This is a genomic window from Streptomyces sp. NPDC004031, assembly GCF_053604375.1.
This window is the reverse complement of record NZ_JBSGHL010000020.1, coordinates 76734-93402: the sequence shown is the minus strand read 5'-3', so window position 1 is coordinate 93402 and position 16669 is coordinate 76734. Positions and strand designations below refer to the sequence as shown.

The window sequence follows — 16669 nt, the reverse complement described above, 5'->3', positions numbered from 1 at the left end:
GCCCGCGGCTACGGGCGACCGCCCGACGCGGCGTCGCAGTCGGCCAGGTGGGCGCGGATGGAGGCGGGGGTGGTCTCGCCGTCGGTCCGGTCGACGCCGATGCGGGTCAGGATGTCCAGCGCGCGCCGCCAGTGGGTACGGGCCTGGTCGTGCTCGTGCAGGGCCCGGTGGGCGTGGGCGAGGCCGTCGTGGGCGCGGGCCTGGTCCTCGGGGTGGTCCAGTTCGGTGGCGAGCGCGAGGGCCCGCTCGTGGTGGGCGCGGGCGACGTCCGGGTGACCGGTGGCGTGCTGGAGCCGCCCCAGGCCCTGCCACGCCTCGAACTGCCAGTTGCGGGCGCCGCTTTCGTGGGCGATGTCGTACACCCTCTGGTAGAGGTCGGCGGCCTGCCCGTACCAGCCCTGCTTGCAGCGGATGTGCCCGAGACCGGCCAGCGAGATCAGTTCGTGGCTGATGTGCCCGGTGGTGCGGGCGAGTTCGAGAGCGTGCTCGTAGCGGTCGGCGGCCTCGTCGTACCGGCCCCGCGCGAGATCGACGTGGCCTAGGCCGACCAGTGCGTTCAGCTCGCCGCCGATGTGCGCGGTGGAGCGGGCCAGCAGCAGGGCCTGCTCGTAGCAGTCGGTGGACCGGTCGTACCGGCCCAGCAGCCGTCGGATGTGGCCGAGCCCAGCCAGCGCGTCCAGTTCGGCGGTGCGGTTGCCGGTCTCGCGGGCGAGTCCCAGGGCCTGTTCGTAGTGGTCCGTGGCCCGGTCGTAACGGCCCTTCGCGAGGTGGACGAGACCGAGGCCGACCAGCGCGTTCGGCTCGCTGCTCCGGTCGCCGGTGACGCGGGCCAGCCGCAGGGCCTGCTGGTGGCGTTCGGTGGACCGGTCGTAGCGGCCCAGCTTCCAGTGGATCTGGCCGAGGCCCGCGAGAGCGCCCAGTTCGGCCGCGCGGTGGCCGGTGGCGCGGGCGGTGGCCAACGCCTGCTCGTGGAGTGTCTCGGCGTCGTGGAACCGGTCGCGGGTGTAGAGGTGCTGGGACACGATGGTGGCCAGGTGCAGCAGGTATTCCGGCCGGTCGTGCTCGACCGCGTACCGCGCGGCGGCCAGCAGGATGTGCCATTCGTCGTCCAGCCAGCGCAGTGCCGCCGCCTGGTCGGGCAGGACGGGGCAGGGGGTGTGCGCCGCGGGGACCTGCGGACGCCGTCCGCGCTCGTACGGATGGGCGGCGTCCATCGCCGTCGCCGCGGTGTGCCGGTAGTAGTCGAGCAGCCTGTCCAGCGCCGCGCGCGCGTCGGCCGCGGTCTCGTCCTCGGTCGCGGTGCGGACCGCGTGCGCGCGGGTCAGGTCGTGGAAGCGGTAGCGGCCCGGGACGGGCTCCTGGAGCAGATGCGCCTCCAGCAGTTGCTCCAGCATCCGGCCGGTCTCCCGCACACCGGCGTCCAGCAGCGCGGCCGCCGCGTACCGGTCGACGTCCGGGCCGAGGTGCAGGCCCAGCCGCCGGTAGGTGCGCCGCAGGTCCGTGCTGAGGTCCTGGTAGGACAGGTCGAGGGTGGCGGTGACGCTCCGCTGCCCGGCCGTCAGCTCGCCGAGCCGGTGCCGCCGGTCGCGCAGCCGCGCCACCAGGTGCTCCAGATCCCACGTGGGGTGCGACCGCAGGCGGGCGGCGGCGATCCAGATCGCCAGCGGCAGCCGGCCGCAGAGCTCGGCCAACTCGTCGATCAGATCGGGTCGTTGGCCGGTCAGCCGGTGCTCACCGGCGGCCTGGTGCAGCAGCGCGACGGCGTCGGAGGGCGGCAGCACGTCCAGCGACAGGGTCTGCGCGTGGTCGAGACCGGACAGCCGGCGGCGGCTGGTGATCAGCACCAGGCAGCCGGACGCGCCGGGCAGCAGCGGTGTCACCTGGGACTCGGTGGCGGCGTTGTCCAGCACCACCAGCACACGCTGGTCGGCCAGCAGGCTGCGGTAGAGCCCGGCCCGCTGGTCGGCACCGGCCGGGATCCGCTCGCCCGGAACCCCGAGCGAGCGCAGCATCCGGCCCAGCGCCTCCCCCGGCTCGACCGGCGCCACCCCGTCGGTGTAGCCGTGCAGGTCGATGAACAGCTGCCCGTCCGGATAGCGGTGGGCCATCCGGTGCGCCGCCTGTACGGCCAGCGCGGTCTTGCCCACGCCCGCCATTCCGTCGATCGCGGTGATGACCACCGCGGACGCGTCGTGCAGATTCCCCAGGTCGGCCAGCTCCCCCATCCGGCCCGTCAACAGCCTCGGCGGGGCGGGCAGTTGCCGGGGAGCGGGATACGGTGACGGGCCCGGCGGCTCCGGCTCCGGCTCCGCGCGGCCGTCGGCCGGGTGGGCGCCGACGGCGGTGATCTCCTGCCGCAGCACCTTCCCGTGCGCCGCCGCCAGTTCCGCGCCGGGATCGATGCCGAGGTCGTCGGCCAGCCGCCGCCGGATGCTGTCGTACGCCGTCAGCGCGTCGGCCTGCAGCCCCGCACCGGCCAGCGCCGTGATCAGCCGGGCGTGCAGCGGCTCGTGCAGCGGATGGGCCGCGGCCAGCGCCCGCAGCCGGGGCAGCGCGCGCCCGTACCCGCCCGACCGCGCCGCGAGATCGGCGTACCGCAGCGCGACCGCCACCTGCTCGTCCGCCAGCGCGACGGCCAGCGGGTGCGCGCACATCTCCGGCACATCGGCCAGCGGAACGCCCCGCCACAGCCCGAGCGCCCGCTCCAGCAGCACCAGCGCGTCCCCCGCGTCGGCCCGCCGCGCCGCACCGACCAGCCCGCGGAACTCGGCCACGTCCAGCTGCTGCTCGGACAGCGCCACCTGGTAGCCCCCGGGCGCCAGCCGCACCACGACGCCGGTCGACCGCTCCGACCCGGGCGGGTCGAGGGCCGCGCGCAACCGCGACACATAGGTCTGGAGGAGCTGGTGGCTGTCGGCGGGCGGGTCGTCACCCCACAGCAGATCGACGAGTTCGTGCACCGGCACCGTGGCGTTGGCGCTCAACGCCAGCCGGGCCAGGACCAGACGACGCCCGCCCCGTCCCAGCGCGACCTCCGCCGGTCCGCGCCACAGCGCCAGCGGCCCGAGCAGGCCGACCCGCACCCCGCCCCGCTGCCCGGCGGCCGCCGCGTCCTCCCGCACCGGCTCCTCCGGCACGGCCGCACGGCGCAGCGCGGCCGCCTCCGGCCCGTCGAGCCCGAGCGCCGCGGCCAACGCCCGCACCGAGGGCGGCTGGGGCTGCCGGGTACGGCCCTGCTCCAGGTCCCGCACCGTGGTCACGCCGAGCCCCGCCCGCTCGGCCAGCTCCCGCTGACTGAGCCCGGCCCGCCGCCGGTACCCGCGCACCTGCACACCGAACGACACCACCGGCTCGTCCGCCATCTCCCCTCCCCCCTCCCCCGCGCCTTCCTCGCCGTCGGGCGACAGACCAGGGTACCGGCCCCCTACCGGCAGCGACCCGTCAGCCGAGGGACAGCGGCACACCGCAGACTTGCGGTGATCACCACGCGAATCATCCCCCCGACGGGCCCGACGACACGGGCCCCACACACACTCCCGCGCACGGGCCGAAGCCCCGAATGCCCACGGCTGCCACCTCGAACCCCCGCCCTCACCGGCGACCCGAGCACCCAGCCGTCGACAACGCGCTGGAAGGCGCGGAGGGGGCGCCTTCCAGCGCGTCCTGACGTTCGACACGTCCCGTGGCAGCCAGGGCCCGTTGTCACAGGCGGCGCCTAGAGTCTCTCCCACTCGTCACGGTGCGTTGCCGTCGGCGGGTTTCATCGGCGTGCCGCCGGTTCGGCGGCCGTCCGGAACAACGGGAGAGCAGCGCATGGGGTGGGTTCCGGCGGGCGGCTACGAAGTCGCCTTGGAGGCGGGCAGAGTGGTCTGCCGCAACGGGAAGGGCCGGCGGCTGAAGTCGGTTCCGGCCGGTTTGAAGGACGACCCGGCGGTCGTCGGGCTCCGGCAGTTGACCGAGTGGCTGGAGCGGCACGAACGCCGGTGCCTGGCCGACGTCGAGCAGTGGATGGTGCGTTCGCTGCCCGTCCCCACGGCCGTGCTCGCCCGGGTCTGGCCCGACCCGGCGTGGCAGGCGGCCCTGCGGGACGTGGTCGTCACCGGCGCGGACGGCGGAGTCGCCGGGTTCCTGCGCGATGTCGATCCCGACCGCGGTCTCGGCCTCGTCGATCTGGACGGGGACACGGTCCGCATCACCCCGGACGTCGTCAGCGTGCCCCACCCCGTCCTGCTCGACGACCTCGACGAACTGCGGGAGTTCGCGGTCGAGCTGGAGGTGCGGCAGAACGTGGAGCAGTTGTTCCGCGAGGTGTGGCGCCGCCCGCCGGGCCTCGCCCCGGACACCACCTCCGTGACCACCTACGCCGGCGGCGTCTTCAAGGAGCTGCGCTTCCTGCACGGCCGGGTGACCCAGCTCGGGTACCGGTCGCGCGGCGGATACGCGGTCTGCCCGGTCGTCGAGGACGGCGCCACCGCCGAGGCGCGCATCTGGATCGGCGAGCACGACGGGTACGACGCGTACGGCACCGAGACGGGCCCCCTGGGCTGGACCGACCCCGCGGGGCGCGCGCTGACGGCCGCCGAGGTCGGCCCCGTCGCGTGGTCCGAGGGCATGCGCATGGCGGCGGCGCTCTACGCCGGCCGCGACGTGGCGGACGAGGAGCGGGCGGCATGAGCACCACGACGACGGAGACCACGACGACGAACACCCCTGCGACCACGGCGGCGGCGCGCGCGGCGGCCCTGCTGGACGTGGGCGCGATCCTCCCGGCCGGCGCCACCGACCGGGACGACGCCGACGCGCTGACCGCCCGCACGTACGCGCACACCGCCCTGGGCGACCGCCCCGTGGTCCGGCTCGTGCCCGGCACTCTCGGCGAGGCCGAGGATCTGGCCCTGGAGTTCCTCGGGCTGGCCCGGACGTCCGAGGCCCCCGTCGTGGGCCAGGTGCGCCGCGAGACGCTGGGCTTCCCGGCCTGGGCGCTGGTCAACGACCCGGCCAACGGGCACCACGCCCTGGCCCTGGTCAAGGACATCGAGCGGCTGGGACGGCAGGCCAGGACCCGTGCCGGAGCGGCCAAGGAGGGCTTCGACGCGCTCGGCACCCGGCTGGGCCGGGCCGTGCCCCACTTCCTCCCCACCTACTACGAGCAGGTGGCGCGTCTCTTCCTCCAGGCCGAGAACACCGCCTACGCCGCCTCCTTCTTCGGCAAGGCCCGCGAGGCCGAGCGGGTGCACGGGCTGGTCGTGGACGAGGACCGGCAGCGGGCCGTCTTCCTGGAGTTCGCGTTCGCCGGCGCGCTGACGGTCAAGGCGCTGCGGCAGTACGTGCGGGACCTGGCGGCCCGGCTGGCACCGGCGGACGCCTGGGCGCAGTTCCGCCGTCTGCTGGTGGAGCGCTGCGCGGCGGGCATGCCGCCGTACGCGGCGCTGCCGCAGGACGTGCGCGCGCTGGTCAAGGCGGCGGGGCTGGACCGCGAGGCCGCCGAACACGAGCTGGTGGCCGATCTGATCGGTTCCCCGGGGGTCGTCCGCGCCCCCGCCTCGTTCTGGGCGGCCTACCGCTCCGCGCTCCTCGCCCTCACCCGGCGGGACGCGGCCGTACGGGTCCGGCTCCTCGGCTTCTTCCCGGAGACGTTCAGCGAGAGCGGCCGGGACGCGGACGGCGAACCGGCGTGGCTGGCGTTCCTGGCCGAGTCCGGCGCCGAGGACCTGCTGACCGCTCTCCCGGACACCACCGACGGCGTTCCCCGCGCCCCGTCCGTCTCCCCGGCGGACTGGATCGCCCGCTGGGAGGCACACCGCCGGCGCCACCGGGTCACCCCGGGCCGCAGCCCGCAGACCCTCGACCTGGCCGCCCGGATGGCCGACCGGCTGCGCGCCGACGGACACCCCGTCGAGCTGTTCCAGGGCCGCTGGCAGCGCAACGCCGACCTGGACCTTCTCGACCTCGTCCTGGCCTGCGGCGTCCCCGTCGCCGAGCCGGACGACGAGGCGATGAGCCGCGCGTGGTCCGCCGTCCAGGTCGGCCCGTGGCTCACCGACACCGCACCGGGCGCGCGGGATCTCGCCGCCGTCGCCGGACAGCCCCTCTTCCGCGCCCTTCTGCGGCAGAACATCGGCAGCCTCGGCGAGCGTCACCAGCAGCCGGGCGACGGCGTGCCGGCGAAGCTGGCGGCGCACCCGGTGCTCTCCGGCATCCTGCGGGAGTGGCTGACCGCCTGCGCCGAGGAGTACGCGGCCGCGCGCGGGCTCCCCGAGCTGTACACCGCTCTCCACAAGATCGCGGGGTTCCGCGCCGTGGCCGCGGACGTCGCCCCCGAGGCCGTACGGCTCCTCAAGAGCCACGATGTCGTGCCGCTGCTCGCCGCCACCCTGCGTACCGGGGTCCTCGACGAACTGGGCTGGCCCGCCCTCGACGAGACCTACGCCGAACTGGCCGCCGAGGCCGCCGCCGCGCGTCGGCGGCACAACAGGTCGGAGGGTGTCGGTGTCACCGGCGCCTGGCCCGCCCTGATCCTGAACACTTCCGAACGGGCCGTCGTCGTCGGCCCGGAAGGCGTTCTGCTGCAGCACACCCTGCGGGTGCCCCCCGCCGTCGACCCCTGGCGGCCGCTCGCCTTCCGTTACGTCGACGGCGAGTTGCTGGTGATCTGGTGGGAGGAAGGCACGCAGCGCGGCTACTGGTCGCACCGCCCCGCCGAGGTGTTCACCGTCGGCGGCGAGCAGATCTCCCGGTGGGGCGGCTCCGGCGCCTCGGACGAGGTCTGCCTGCCGCTGCCCGCCGGCGGCCGCGCCACCGGCGGCAAGGCCCTGCACGCGGGCGACACCTCCCTGCCGCCCCAGCGCGCCGTCATCTCCGACGGCACCGGTCACTGGCGGGAAGGCCACCAGGGCACGCAAGCGGTGTGGCTGGAGTACGACCCGGTCAGCGGCACGCACGGCCGCGCGTCCCTGCCCGCCTTCCTGCGCTCTGCGGTGCGGGACGGCACCCGGCTGCTCACCGAGGACTGCCAGGTACTGCCCCTGCAACCCGGCCTGGAGACCACCCCGTTCGGCACGGACGGCGCGGTCCTCGGCCGCTGGGTCCGCCGCACGGTCGCCGAGCCGGGCACGGCAGCCCCTGCCGACGGGCACCGGATCTCCGTCGGCACCCCCGACGGCCACACGGTCACCCTGCCGGACCCGCTGCCCGGCGGCGGCTCCGCGGTGCCGCTCGGCGCCCTCACCCTGCCCGGCGGATCACGGCCGGTCATCACCTTGCACCACGGCCGCATCGAAGCGCGCCCGGCGGACACCGACGGCACCGGTGGCGGCCTGTGGTCCGTCCTCCCCGGCCCCTCCGGCGGGAAGGACGCGGCGGGCACGCCCTATGTGCCTCCGGTCGCCTACTGGCACGCCCTGCGCCCGAGGGACGAGCGGGGATCCTCCGCCCTGCGGGCGCTGACGGACTCCCGGGCGGGGGAACTGTTCAAGGAGGTCGCCGCCGCGGTCGCCCAGCACCTCAAAGCGTTCCGGGCCGTAAAGGACTACACCGGGCCCTCGTCACAGGAGCTGAGCCAGGAGGCCGTCGCCCGGGTGCTGCCCGAGGTGTCCGACGCACGGCTCCTCGCGGGCGTCACCGCGCTCGTCCGCAACGCGGTGGACCGGGCTGCCGAGGCGGCGCGGTATCTGGAACCGCCCAAGCCCGCGCAACCGGCCACTCCCCGGAACACCGCGCACACCAAGGGCATGTTCTTCGACCACGAGCCCGAGCACGGCGACGACACGACCCTGCGGAACGCCTCCGCCTGGGGCTCCGAGCGCATGCACGGCAACTGGTGGGGATCCGAGGGCCGGTGGACCGTGGTCCGGCAGATCCTCGCCGTCAACCATGTCCTCGGCGGCGAACCGGCGTTCGGCCCGCCCACGCCGTCCGAGGCCCCGTTCACCCTTGCCGACGGCTGGCAGCGGGACGAGCACACCGTGCCCGGCGACGCCCTGTCCTGGACCTCCCTCCTCGACACGCTGCCCGAACTGGCCTACCGGGCGGCGTCCGCGACCACCTCCCCCGAGCACCGCGCCGGCCTCCTCGTACTGCTGGAAGCCCTCGCCGCGGGCCCGCTCGCCGACCCCGCGGGCACGGTCCGGCAGGTGGAGCTCGTCGAGCCGTTCAGCGCGGGGGCTTCCGGGCCGGGACGCCACAAGGCCGTACCCCGCCTCGGCCAGGTGCTGCGCAGGGGCGCCCGTACCGTCGTGGTCATCGCCGACCGCGGCTGGAACTCCCGGTACGACGCGGCACATTGGCTCGCCCTGGACCACGACCCGACCGGCGCCTTCGGCCCCGTTCCGGGCTTCGCCCTGGAACACGAGCACCTCCACCGGAAGGGCATCGCCCCCGACCGGCTCACCCGGCTCACCTCCCTGGTACGGGAGCAGGGCCCGGCACCCTGGCGTCCGGAGGCCGCCGAGGCGTTCCACACGGCCACCTCGATCGGCCCCCTCCAGTCCGCCGCCCTGCTGTCGGCGGCCGTCGAGGAGCCCGGCGCCGAGGCGCTCGCGCTGCTCGGGCTGAAGCCGCGTGCCTTCGTGGCGGCCCAGGCCCGGCTGAACGCCCTGCCCCGCAACGACCGGCACGCCCTGCTCCGGGCACTGCTGCCCGCCGACCCGGCCGAGCTGTGGTCCACGGGCCCCGACGTCCGGGCCGCCGCCGAGGTCTGGCAGCAGCGCCTGGCCCGCCTCGTCCGCGTCCCCGAGGAACTGGACCTCGACCTGTCGGGCTCCGCCCCGGGCGCCGTCGACCTGATCCTCAACGCGCGCTCCCGGACCTGGCTCGCCCACGGCACCGCCGTCCAGGACGGCACCGGCCGTACGGGCCTGCGCCTGGTGGACGCCCACGGTGCGCTGTCCTCGGCCCTGACCGCCCTGCGCACCCTCGCCTACACGCTGCCGTACCGGCACCCCCTGCGGGCGGAGCTGCCGGTCGGCCTCGCGGCCCTGCGTGGCCGCCTCGCCGACCCGGACCTGCTGCTGGATCTGGGCCTGGAGTGGACCGGGTCGGGGGAGTCGGTCGGCCGTGCCGTCCGCGCCGCCCACGGCCTCCCCGAGACCGGCGGCGCCGACGCCGACGGCCTGGTCCGGGCCGGTGCGGCGCTGCTCCTCGCGCCCGGCCACGGCAGCAACGAGAAGCTGCTGATACGTCCGGCCGGACTGGCGGGCCCCGACGACCCGGCGTTCGGCCTCGTCGAGGGCACGGTCGGCCCGCACTACACCGGCGACCTGCTCGCCCTGCGCACCCTGCTGGGCGACGGCATCGACGCGCTGGCCACGGCCGGCGCCCCGGACGGCTCCCCGCACCACCCCGCCCAGGACCCGGCCCGTACGGTGCCGGACCTGCTGGCCGAGGCCGTCGACGCCCTCGGCCTGAGCGCGGACGCCGCCGCCCTCTACCTGATGCTGCTCGCCCTGCCCGACCCGACGGACCGCAACTGCGTGCGCTGGACCGAGTGGAAGCCGGTCCGGGTCAAGAAGGCCCGAGCGGAACTCGCCGCGTCCGGCCTCGTCGTGGAGGCGAAGCGCTCCCGCGCCGGCCGCACCCTGTTCCTCCCCTGCGGCTGGCTCGAACGCGGCGCCCCCGGGCTGCCGCTGGAGACCTGGAAGGAACGCCTCCACCCCGTGGCCGGGTCCGCCCGGATCCTGCCCGACCTGCCCGTCCCCGCGCTCTTCGCAGCCGCCTGGGCACGGGTCCGCGGCGGCGACGCCCCCGCCTTCGAAGAGCTGAACACCCGCACACCCCGGAAGGGCCGCCGCCGATGACGACCGACACCACGCCCCTCACCGACAGCGCCGTCCCGGGCGGCGGCCCGGACCGGGCCGCGGCCTCCGGCCCGGAGCACCGCCAGGTCACCCCGCCCGAGGACCGGTACGCCACCGAACTGGCCTTCCTCGCCGCCCACGACCCCGGGCCCCGCCCGCCCGGCTGGCTGCTCACCCCGCGCGCCGTGGTCACCTTCGTCATGGGCAGCGCGGGCGAGGCCCTGGGCCTGCCGAAGGACGCCCGGCCCGGGGCCGGGGTGCCGCGCCGTCTGGTGATCGAGCAGAAGTTCGTCGGCGAGCGCGCCCTGGTCGAACGGTGTGTGGTCACCCTCGCCGGAGAGCGCGGGCTGCTCCTCGTGGGCGAACCCGGCACCGCCAAGTCCATGCTCTCCGAACTGCTGTCGGCCGCCGTCTGCGGGACCAGCGCGCTCACCGTGCAGGGCACCGCGGGCACCACCGAGGACCAGCTCAAGTACGGCTGGAACTACGCGCTGCTGCTCGCCCAGGGCCCCACCCGGCAGGCCCTGGTGCCCTCCCCCGTGCTCGCCGCCATGACCCGGGGGGCCGTCGCCCGCGTGGAGGAGGTCACCCGCTGCCTGCCGGAGGTCCAGGACGCCCTGGTGTCGCTGCTCTCCGAGCGGCGGATCGCGGTCCCCGAACTCGCCGGCAGCGAGGGCGCCCAGGTGCACGCGGCCCCCGGGTTCACCCTCATCGCCACCGCCAACCTGCGGGACAAGGGCGTCTCGGAGATGTCCGCGGCGCTGAAGCGGCGCTTCAACTTCGAGACCGTGGGGCCCATCGGGGACGTGGACGCCGAGACCGCGCTCGTCCGGCGCCAGTCGCGGGCCGCCGTCGAACGCGCGGGCGCCGCCTACCAGGTGGACGACGCGGTGCTCGACGTCCTCGTCACCGTCTTCCGGGATCTGCGCGAGGGCCGCTCCGCGGAGGGCTGGGAGGTCGAACGCTCCTCCACGGTCATGAGCACGGCGGAGGCCGTCTCCGTCGCGGGCGCGCTCGGCCTGGCCGCCGCCTACTTCCCCGGCGACCGGGACGTCCTCTCCCTGCTGCCCGGCCATCTGCTCGGCGTCGTCCGGAAGGACGACCCCGCCGACGCGGCACGGCTGCTGGGGTACTGGGACGGGCCGGTGCGCAGGCGCGCGGAGCAGGGGTCGGCCACCTGGCGTGCCCTGTGGGACCTGCGCGCGGTGCTGGAGAACTGACGGATGAGCCAGTCCACCACCCCCGGGCCGCGGGCCGCCACCGAGGTGTCATCCGCCGCCGGTGCACCGGCCGTTCCGCCGGCGCGGGATCCGGCGGGCGGGCCCGCCGCCCCGGAAGCCGCGGTGGCGGCCCTCGCGGCGACCGGACCCGGGATGCCGTTCCTGATCGGGGTACGCCACCACGCGCCCTCGCTGGCGGCCGCCCTCCCGGCGCTGCTGGACGCGGCGGCCCCCGACGTCCTCCTCGTCGAACTCCCCGCCGAGTTCCAGCCCTGGCTGGGCTGGCTCGCCCACGAGGAGACGCAGGCCCCGGTGGCGCTGGCCGCCGTACCCGCCCACGGGTCGGGACTTGGCCCGGCGGACGAACGGGGTCCGGCCTTCTACCCGTTCGCGGACTTCTCGCCCGAACTGGTCGCCCTGCGCTGGGCGGCGAGGAACGGGGTTCCGGCGGTGGCCTGCGATCTGCCGCTGGCCGACCGGGCGTGGGCGGGCGTCCCCCCGGACGCCCCCGCCCCGGGCGCTGACCCCGCGCCCCTGCCGGAGGAAGGGCACGGGCTGTCCGCCGCGCTGCGGTCCCGGCTCACCGGCCGGGACGGCGACGACCTGTGGGACCGGCTGGTCGAGGCACTCGCACCCGGCTCGGCACCCGAGGCGCTGCGCCGCGCCGCCCTGCTCACCGGCTGGGCGCTGCGCCGTGAGGCCGAGGCGCGGGGCGGGGTGCAGGGGACGGACCTGGTGCGCGAGTCCTGGATGCGCGGACATGTCGCCGAGGCCCTCGCGGGCGGGCGGCGGCCCGCCGTGGTGGTGGGGGCCTTCCACGCTCCGGCGCTGCTGCCGTCGTCCGCCGGGGACGCCGGGGCCGCCGGGGCCGCCGGGACCGCCGGGGGCGCTTCTGGCGCCGACGGGCGCGGCGTGGACGACACCGCCGGCCCGGCGGCGTGCACGGTCTCCCTGATCCCGTACGCGTACCCGTTGCTCGACTCACGCTCCGGCTACCCGGCCGGCATCCGGGATCCGGAGTGGCAGCACACGGTCCTGGACGCGGCCGGGGACCCGGCCGCGCTGCACGAGGCGCTGGTCCGCACCGCGGTCCGCATCTGCGCCGACCTGCGCGAACAGGGCCACCCCTACGGCCCGGCGGACAGCCGGGAGGTCGTCCGGGTGGCCGGTGACCTGGCCCGCCTGCGCGACCTCCCCGCCCCGGGCCGCGGCGAACTCCAGGAAGCCGTGCAGACGGTGCTGGGGCGCGGCGAGACCTACGGCACGGGCCGCGCGGTCGCGCGGGCCCTCGAACGCGTCCTCGTCGGAGCCCGCACCGGACGGCCCGCGCGCGACGCTCCGCGCAGCGGCCTGGGCCCCGCCGTCGAGGCCGAGGCCGCGGCGCTCTCCCTCCCGGGCCCGCAGGACACGCACGAGAGAACACCGCGCGACCTGCGGCTCGACCCGGCGCGCTCCGCCCTGGACCGGCGCCGCGACCTGCTGCTGCGCAGGCTGACGGTGTGCGGCATCCCGTACGCGCAGGAGCAGGGGGTGACCGGCGCGGCGGGCACGGAAGGACTGACGACGCGCTGGCAGGTGCGGTGGACCCCGGCGACGGCCGCGACGCTCACCGCGGCCGGGGCCCGCGGCGTCACCCCTGCCCAGGCGGCCGAGGGCGTGCTGCGGCAGCGGCACGCGGCCGAGCGCGCGGACGGCGGCCCGACGGCCGCCCAGGTCATCGGCGGCCTCACGGAGGCCGCCGCGTGCGGGCTCCCCGCCCTGGCCGACGAGCGGCTGACCGAACTGGCGGCCGTGCTTCCCGCGAGCGGCACGCTCCCCGAACTCCTGGCCGGGCTCGACCTGCTGGACCGTATCGACGCCGGCCACCTGCCGGGCCTGGCCGGTCCCGACGGCCCCTCTGCCCCGGACGCCACCGCCACCGCCCCGGACCCGGAAGCCACCGCCTCGGCCACCGCGCCGGCCTCCGCCCCCGCCTCCGCCCGTGCCGTCCGCACCGCGCGCGCGGCCGAGCTCCTGACCTCGGCCGCGGTCCGCCAGGTCGACGGCCTGACCGGATCCGAGGAGCCCGAGGACGCCCGAGCGCTGCTCGAACTGGCCCAGCGTGCCGACCGGGTGGGCGGCATCCGGCTCACCGACGCCCTCGCCCGGCTGGCCGCCGACGGCGCCCCGCTGATCGCTGCGGCCGCCGGAGCGGTCAGGGTGCTCACGGGCCACGAGGACGCCGACACCTTCGGGGTGCGCGTCGCCTCCTGGGTGGACGGAGCCGTGGACAGCGGCTCCCGGGCCGCGCTCACCGCCCGCCTCACGGGTGTCCTGACGGTCGCGGGCCCGCTGCTGACCGTCGGCGTCGGCGCCCTGGACCCGTTGCTGGACCGGGTCGTCGAACTGGACGACACCGCGTTCCTGGCCCGGCTGCCGGCCCTCCGCGGTGGCTTCGACACCATGAGCCCGGCGGCCCGGGACCGGCTGCTGGACACCGTCGAGGAACGGCTCGGCGAACAGGTCGGCACCCTCGGCGGGGACGATCCGGCGGAGCTGGCCCGCCGGACGGCCGCCGACCTCGCGGCCCGTGAGCTGCTGACCGGACTCGGCCTGCCCGTCCCGCCGCCCGCGCACGACGACCGGCTCCCGCCGCCGTCCGGCCACACCGCCGGCACGCGTCCCCTCGCCGCACCCGCTGCCGCGCGGACCCTCGGGCCCGCCGACCGGTGGCGGCTCGTGCTCGGCCGCCGCCACGACCGGCTGCCGTCCGGCGCGGCCCGTCTGGCGACCGCGCTGGACGAGCTGTACGGCACGGGCCACGGCGAGGGGTCGCACAGCGGCCCGCCCGGCTTCGGCGGCGGCTCCGGACCGCGCGGCGGCCGGGAACCGTCGTTCCCCGGCGTCCGCGAGTGGTCCGAGGAACTGGCCGCGCTGTTCGGCCCCGGCATCCGCGAGGAGGTGCTCGCCGCAGCGGCGGCGACAGGCCGTCAGGACGTCCTCGCCGAGGTCGACCCGGCGGCCGCCACCCCCTCCGTGGAACTGCTCCGGACGATCCTGCAGTACGCCGGCGGCCTCCCCGAAGCCCGCCTCGCGGCGCTGCGGCCCCTGGTCCGCCGCCTGGTCGACGAGCTGACCCGGCAGCTGGCCACCCGGCTGCGCCCCGCCCTCACCGGCACGGTGTCGGCCCGGCCCACCCGACGCCCCGGCGGCCGGCTGGACCTGCCGCGCACGCTGCGCGCCAACCTGGCCACCGCCCGCCGGACGGCCGACGGGACGGTCCAGGTGGTCCCCGAGAAGCCGGTCTTCCGCAGCCGCGTCCGCCGGTCGGCCGACTGGCGCCTGATCCTGGTCACCGATGTCTCCGGATCCATGGAGGCGTCCACGATCTGGTCGGCGCTGACCGCCTCCGTGCTCGCCGGTGTGCCGACCCTGAGCACGCACTTCCTGGCCTTCTCCACGGAGGTCGTCGACCTCACCGGCCATGTGCACGATCCCCTCTCCCTCCTGCTGGAGGTGAGCGTCGGCGGGGGCACGCACATCGCCGCCGGGCTGCGGCACGCCCGCGGCCTGATCGCGGTGCCCGCCCGGACCCTCGTCGTCGTCGTCAGCGACTTCGAGGAGGGCGCGCCGCTCGGCGGACTGCTGGCCGAAGTGCGGGCCCTGGTGAACACCGGCTGCCACGTCCTCGGGTGCGCGAGCCTCGACGACGCCGGCCGCCCCCGCTACTCGACGGGTGTCGCCGGGCAGCTCGTGGCCGCCGGCATGCCCGTGGCGGCGCTCAGCCCACTCGAACTGGCCCGCTGGATCGGGGAGAAGACCGCGTGACCGCCGCCCAGTTGCCACCTGTCGCACCGGAGGTCACCGCCACATTGGTGGAGGACCTCTCGCCCCGGCTGCGCAAGCGGCTGGACGCGACCGTCACCAAGCTCGGCGCCCTCCCGACGCACCGCGCCGGGGACACGGTGACGATCGCGCTCGACGACGAGACGGAGCTGCGCCTGCACGCCCCGGGCGGTGTGGTGGCGACGGCGGACGCCATCACCTGCGGCTGCCTCCTCGCCCCGGCGTGCGTGCACCGCGCGGCAGCCTCCTGCGCCGCGCCGATGGCCGAACCGGCACAGGAGGCCGTACCCGAACCCGCCCCCGCCCAGGCCCCCGCCTCCCCACCCGAAGTGGCCGACCCGGCCCAGCGTGCCGCGGCGGACGCCCTGTGGTCGGCGGGCACCGCCGTGCTGGAGGCAGGTGTCGGCGGAGCCGGCGCCGTCACCCAGTCGGCCCTCCTCCGGGCCGCGCACACCGCCCGGCTCCGGCACCTCCCGCGCGCCGCGGGCGCCGCGCTGTCCGTCGTCACACTGCTGCGCGCGGCCCGCGCCGGGACCCCGTCCTACCGCACCGCCGACCTGGTCACCGCCCTGACCGAACTGCTGGGCACCGCACGCCGGGTGGGCACGGCGTCCGGGGCGGAGCTGGCCGCCGTCAAGGGCCGCGCGCGCCGCCCGTACCGCCCGGACGGCTCACTGCGCCTGTACGGCCTGTTCACCGAACCCGTGGTCACCGACTCGGGGCACGGCGGCGTCCGCACCTGGGTCGCCGCAACCGACGGCCGCCTCTGCACGGTGGACGACGTGGCGCCCGGCGGCGTCGGGCGTGCCCTGGGCGTGGCCGACCGGGCCGTACGCCTCGGGGACAGCGCGCTCACCCACCGGGAGCTGGGCCGGGCCGGACTGGCGGTCTCGGGGGCGACGGTCTCCCCGGACGGCAGACTCGGCGCGGGCAAGGGCGTCAAGGCCGTCACCGCCCGGGGCGCGGCGTGGACGGAACCGCCGCTCGCCGCCCTGTGGCAGACGCCACCGCCCGAACAGGCCGCCCGCGCCCTGCGGTCCGCCTCCCGCCACGCGGACCACGCGGACCACACGGACCACGCTGACCCGGACGGCAGCGGCAGCGACCTGCTCTTCCTGGACGTCGAACTCCTCGGCGCCGTACGGGAGCCGGGCAGCACCTGCCTGCTCGCACTGGGCGCGGGAGGCATCCCCGTCCGGCTCACCGCCGCCGACGACGACCCCGCGCTGGCCCACCGCGACAACCTGACACTGCTGGCCACGGCGCCGGGCACACGGCTGAGGATCATCGGCCGCCTGCTGCCCGCCCCCCACCCCCGGCTCGCCCTCCTCGCCTGCTCCCACCCCACCGGCGAGGGCACGATCGACCTCGGCCTCGACCGCCTGAGCCGCGCCGACCTCCCGGACCCGGCCGCCCCCGTGCACCCCGCCCCGCCCCGGCACGAGGAGCCCGGCGCGCACTCACCCCTGTACCTCCTGGAGCGCCGGGTCGAACAGACGGTCCTGGCAGGCCGCGCCGCCCTCGGTATGCTCGCCGACGTCACCCCCGAGACCACCCGCCTGCGCCGCGCGGGCCTCCCCACGGCAGCCGCACTCCTCACCACCTTGTGCACCTCGGCGTCCCCACGCGACCGCGACCCCTTCGGCCGCCTCCTCCCCGCCGACACCGACACCTTCGCCACCTACTGGCTCACCGCCGCCCGCTACACAACCGCCGTAACAGAAGCTCTGTGCACAGCAGCCTGGCAGCCGCCGCACGAGGCCCCGCCCGCTGCGAAGCCGGAAGGGCCCCGAGCGCCTGCTGCGTCTCCCCCGGGAGCGTGAGAAAGGG

6 protein-coding genes are annotated in these 16669 nt (G+C 76.6%); 5 read left to right on the top strand and 1 reads right to left on the bottom strand.

The features are described 5' to 3' along the window. Positions 1-8 precede the first annotated feature (8 nt). Entirely contained in the window at positions 9-3362 is a 3354-nt protein-coding gene (locus tag ACWERV_RS15565) for a tetratricopeptide repeat protein (protein ID WP_452933097.1), read from the bottom strand. 451 nt (positions 3363-3813) lie between these two features. Between ACWERV_RS15565 and ACWERV_RS15560 the strand changes: the two genes are divergently transcribed. The 5 genes from ACWERV_RS15560 to ACWERV_RS15540 are packed head-to-tail and all read left to right on the top strand — an operon-like array spanning position 3814 to position 16662. Next, entirely contained in the window at positions 3814-4674 is an 861-nt protein-coding gene (locus ACWERV_RS15560) for a DUF4132 domain-containing protein (RefSeq protein WP_452933095.1), read from the top strand. Then, on the top strand, positions 4671-9794 hold the full coding sequence (locus ACWERV_RS15555; RefSeq protein WP_452933093.1) for a hypothetical protein: 5124 nt from the start codon (positions 4671-4673) through the stop codon (positions 9792-9794). The genes ACWERV_RS15560 and ACWERV_RS15555 overlap by 4 nt, the downstream gene beginning before the upstream one ends. Beyond that, positions 9791-11014: an ATP-binding protein gene (locus ACWERV_RS15550; RefSeq protein ID WP_452933091.1), complete on the top strand. Its 1224-nt coding sequence runs from the start codon at positions 9791-9793 to the stop codon at positions 11012-11014. Before ACWERV_RS15555 ends, ACWERV_RS15550 begins: the two co-directional genes overlap by 4 nt. A gap of 3 nt (positions 11015-11017) precedes the next feature. Beyond that, complete coding sequence (locus ACWERV_RS15545) at positions 11018-14821, top strand: vWA domain-containing protein (RefSeq protein ID WP_452933089.1); 3804 nt, start codon at positions 11018-11020, stop codon at positions 14819-14821. Beyond that, positions 14818-16662: a hypothetical protein gene (locus ACWERV_RS15540; protein ID WP_452933087.1), complete on the top strand. Its 1845-nt coding sequence runs from the start codon at positions 14818-14820 to the stop codon at positions 16660-16662. Before ACWERV_RS15545 ends, ACWERV_RS15540 begins: the two co-directional genes overlap by 4 nt. Positions 16663-16669: the final 7 nt, after the last annotated feature.

Excerpts from the sequence above, each read along its gene's own strand:
- ACWERV_RS15550 (WP_452933091.1), top strand. The coding sequence starts at position 9,791 with ATGACGACCGACACCACGCCCCTCACCGACAGCGCCGTCCCGGGCGGC.
- ACWERV_RS15555 (WP_452933093.1), top strand. The coding sequence starts at position 4,671 with ATGAGCACCACGACGACGGAGACCACGACGACGAACACCCCTGCGACC.
- ACWERV_RS15565 (WP_452933097.1), bottom strand. The coding sequence starts at position 3,362 with ATGGCGGACGAGCCGGTGGTGTCGTTCGGTGTGCAGGTGCGCGGGTAC.
- ACWERV_RS15545 (WP_452933089.1), top strand. The coding sequence starts at position 11,018 with ATGAGCCAGTCCACCACCCCCGGGCCGCGGGCCGCCACCGAGGTGTCA.
- ACWERV_RS15560 (WP_452933095.1), top strand. The coding sequence starts at position 3,814 with ATGGGGTGGGTTCCGGCGGGCGGCTACGAAGTCGCCTTGGAGGCGGGC.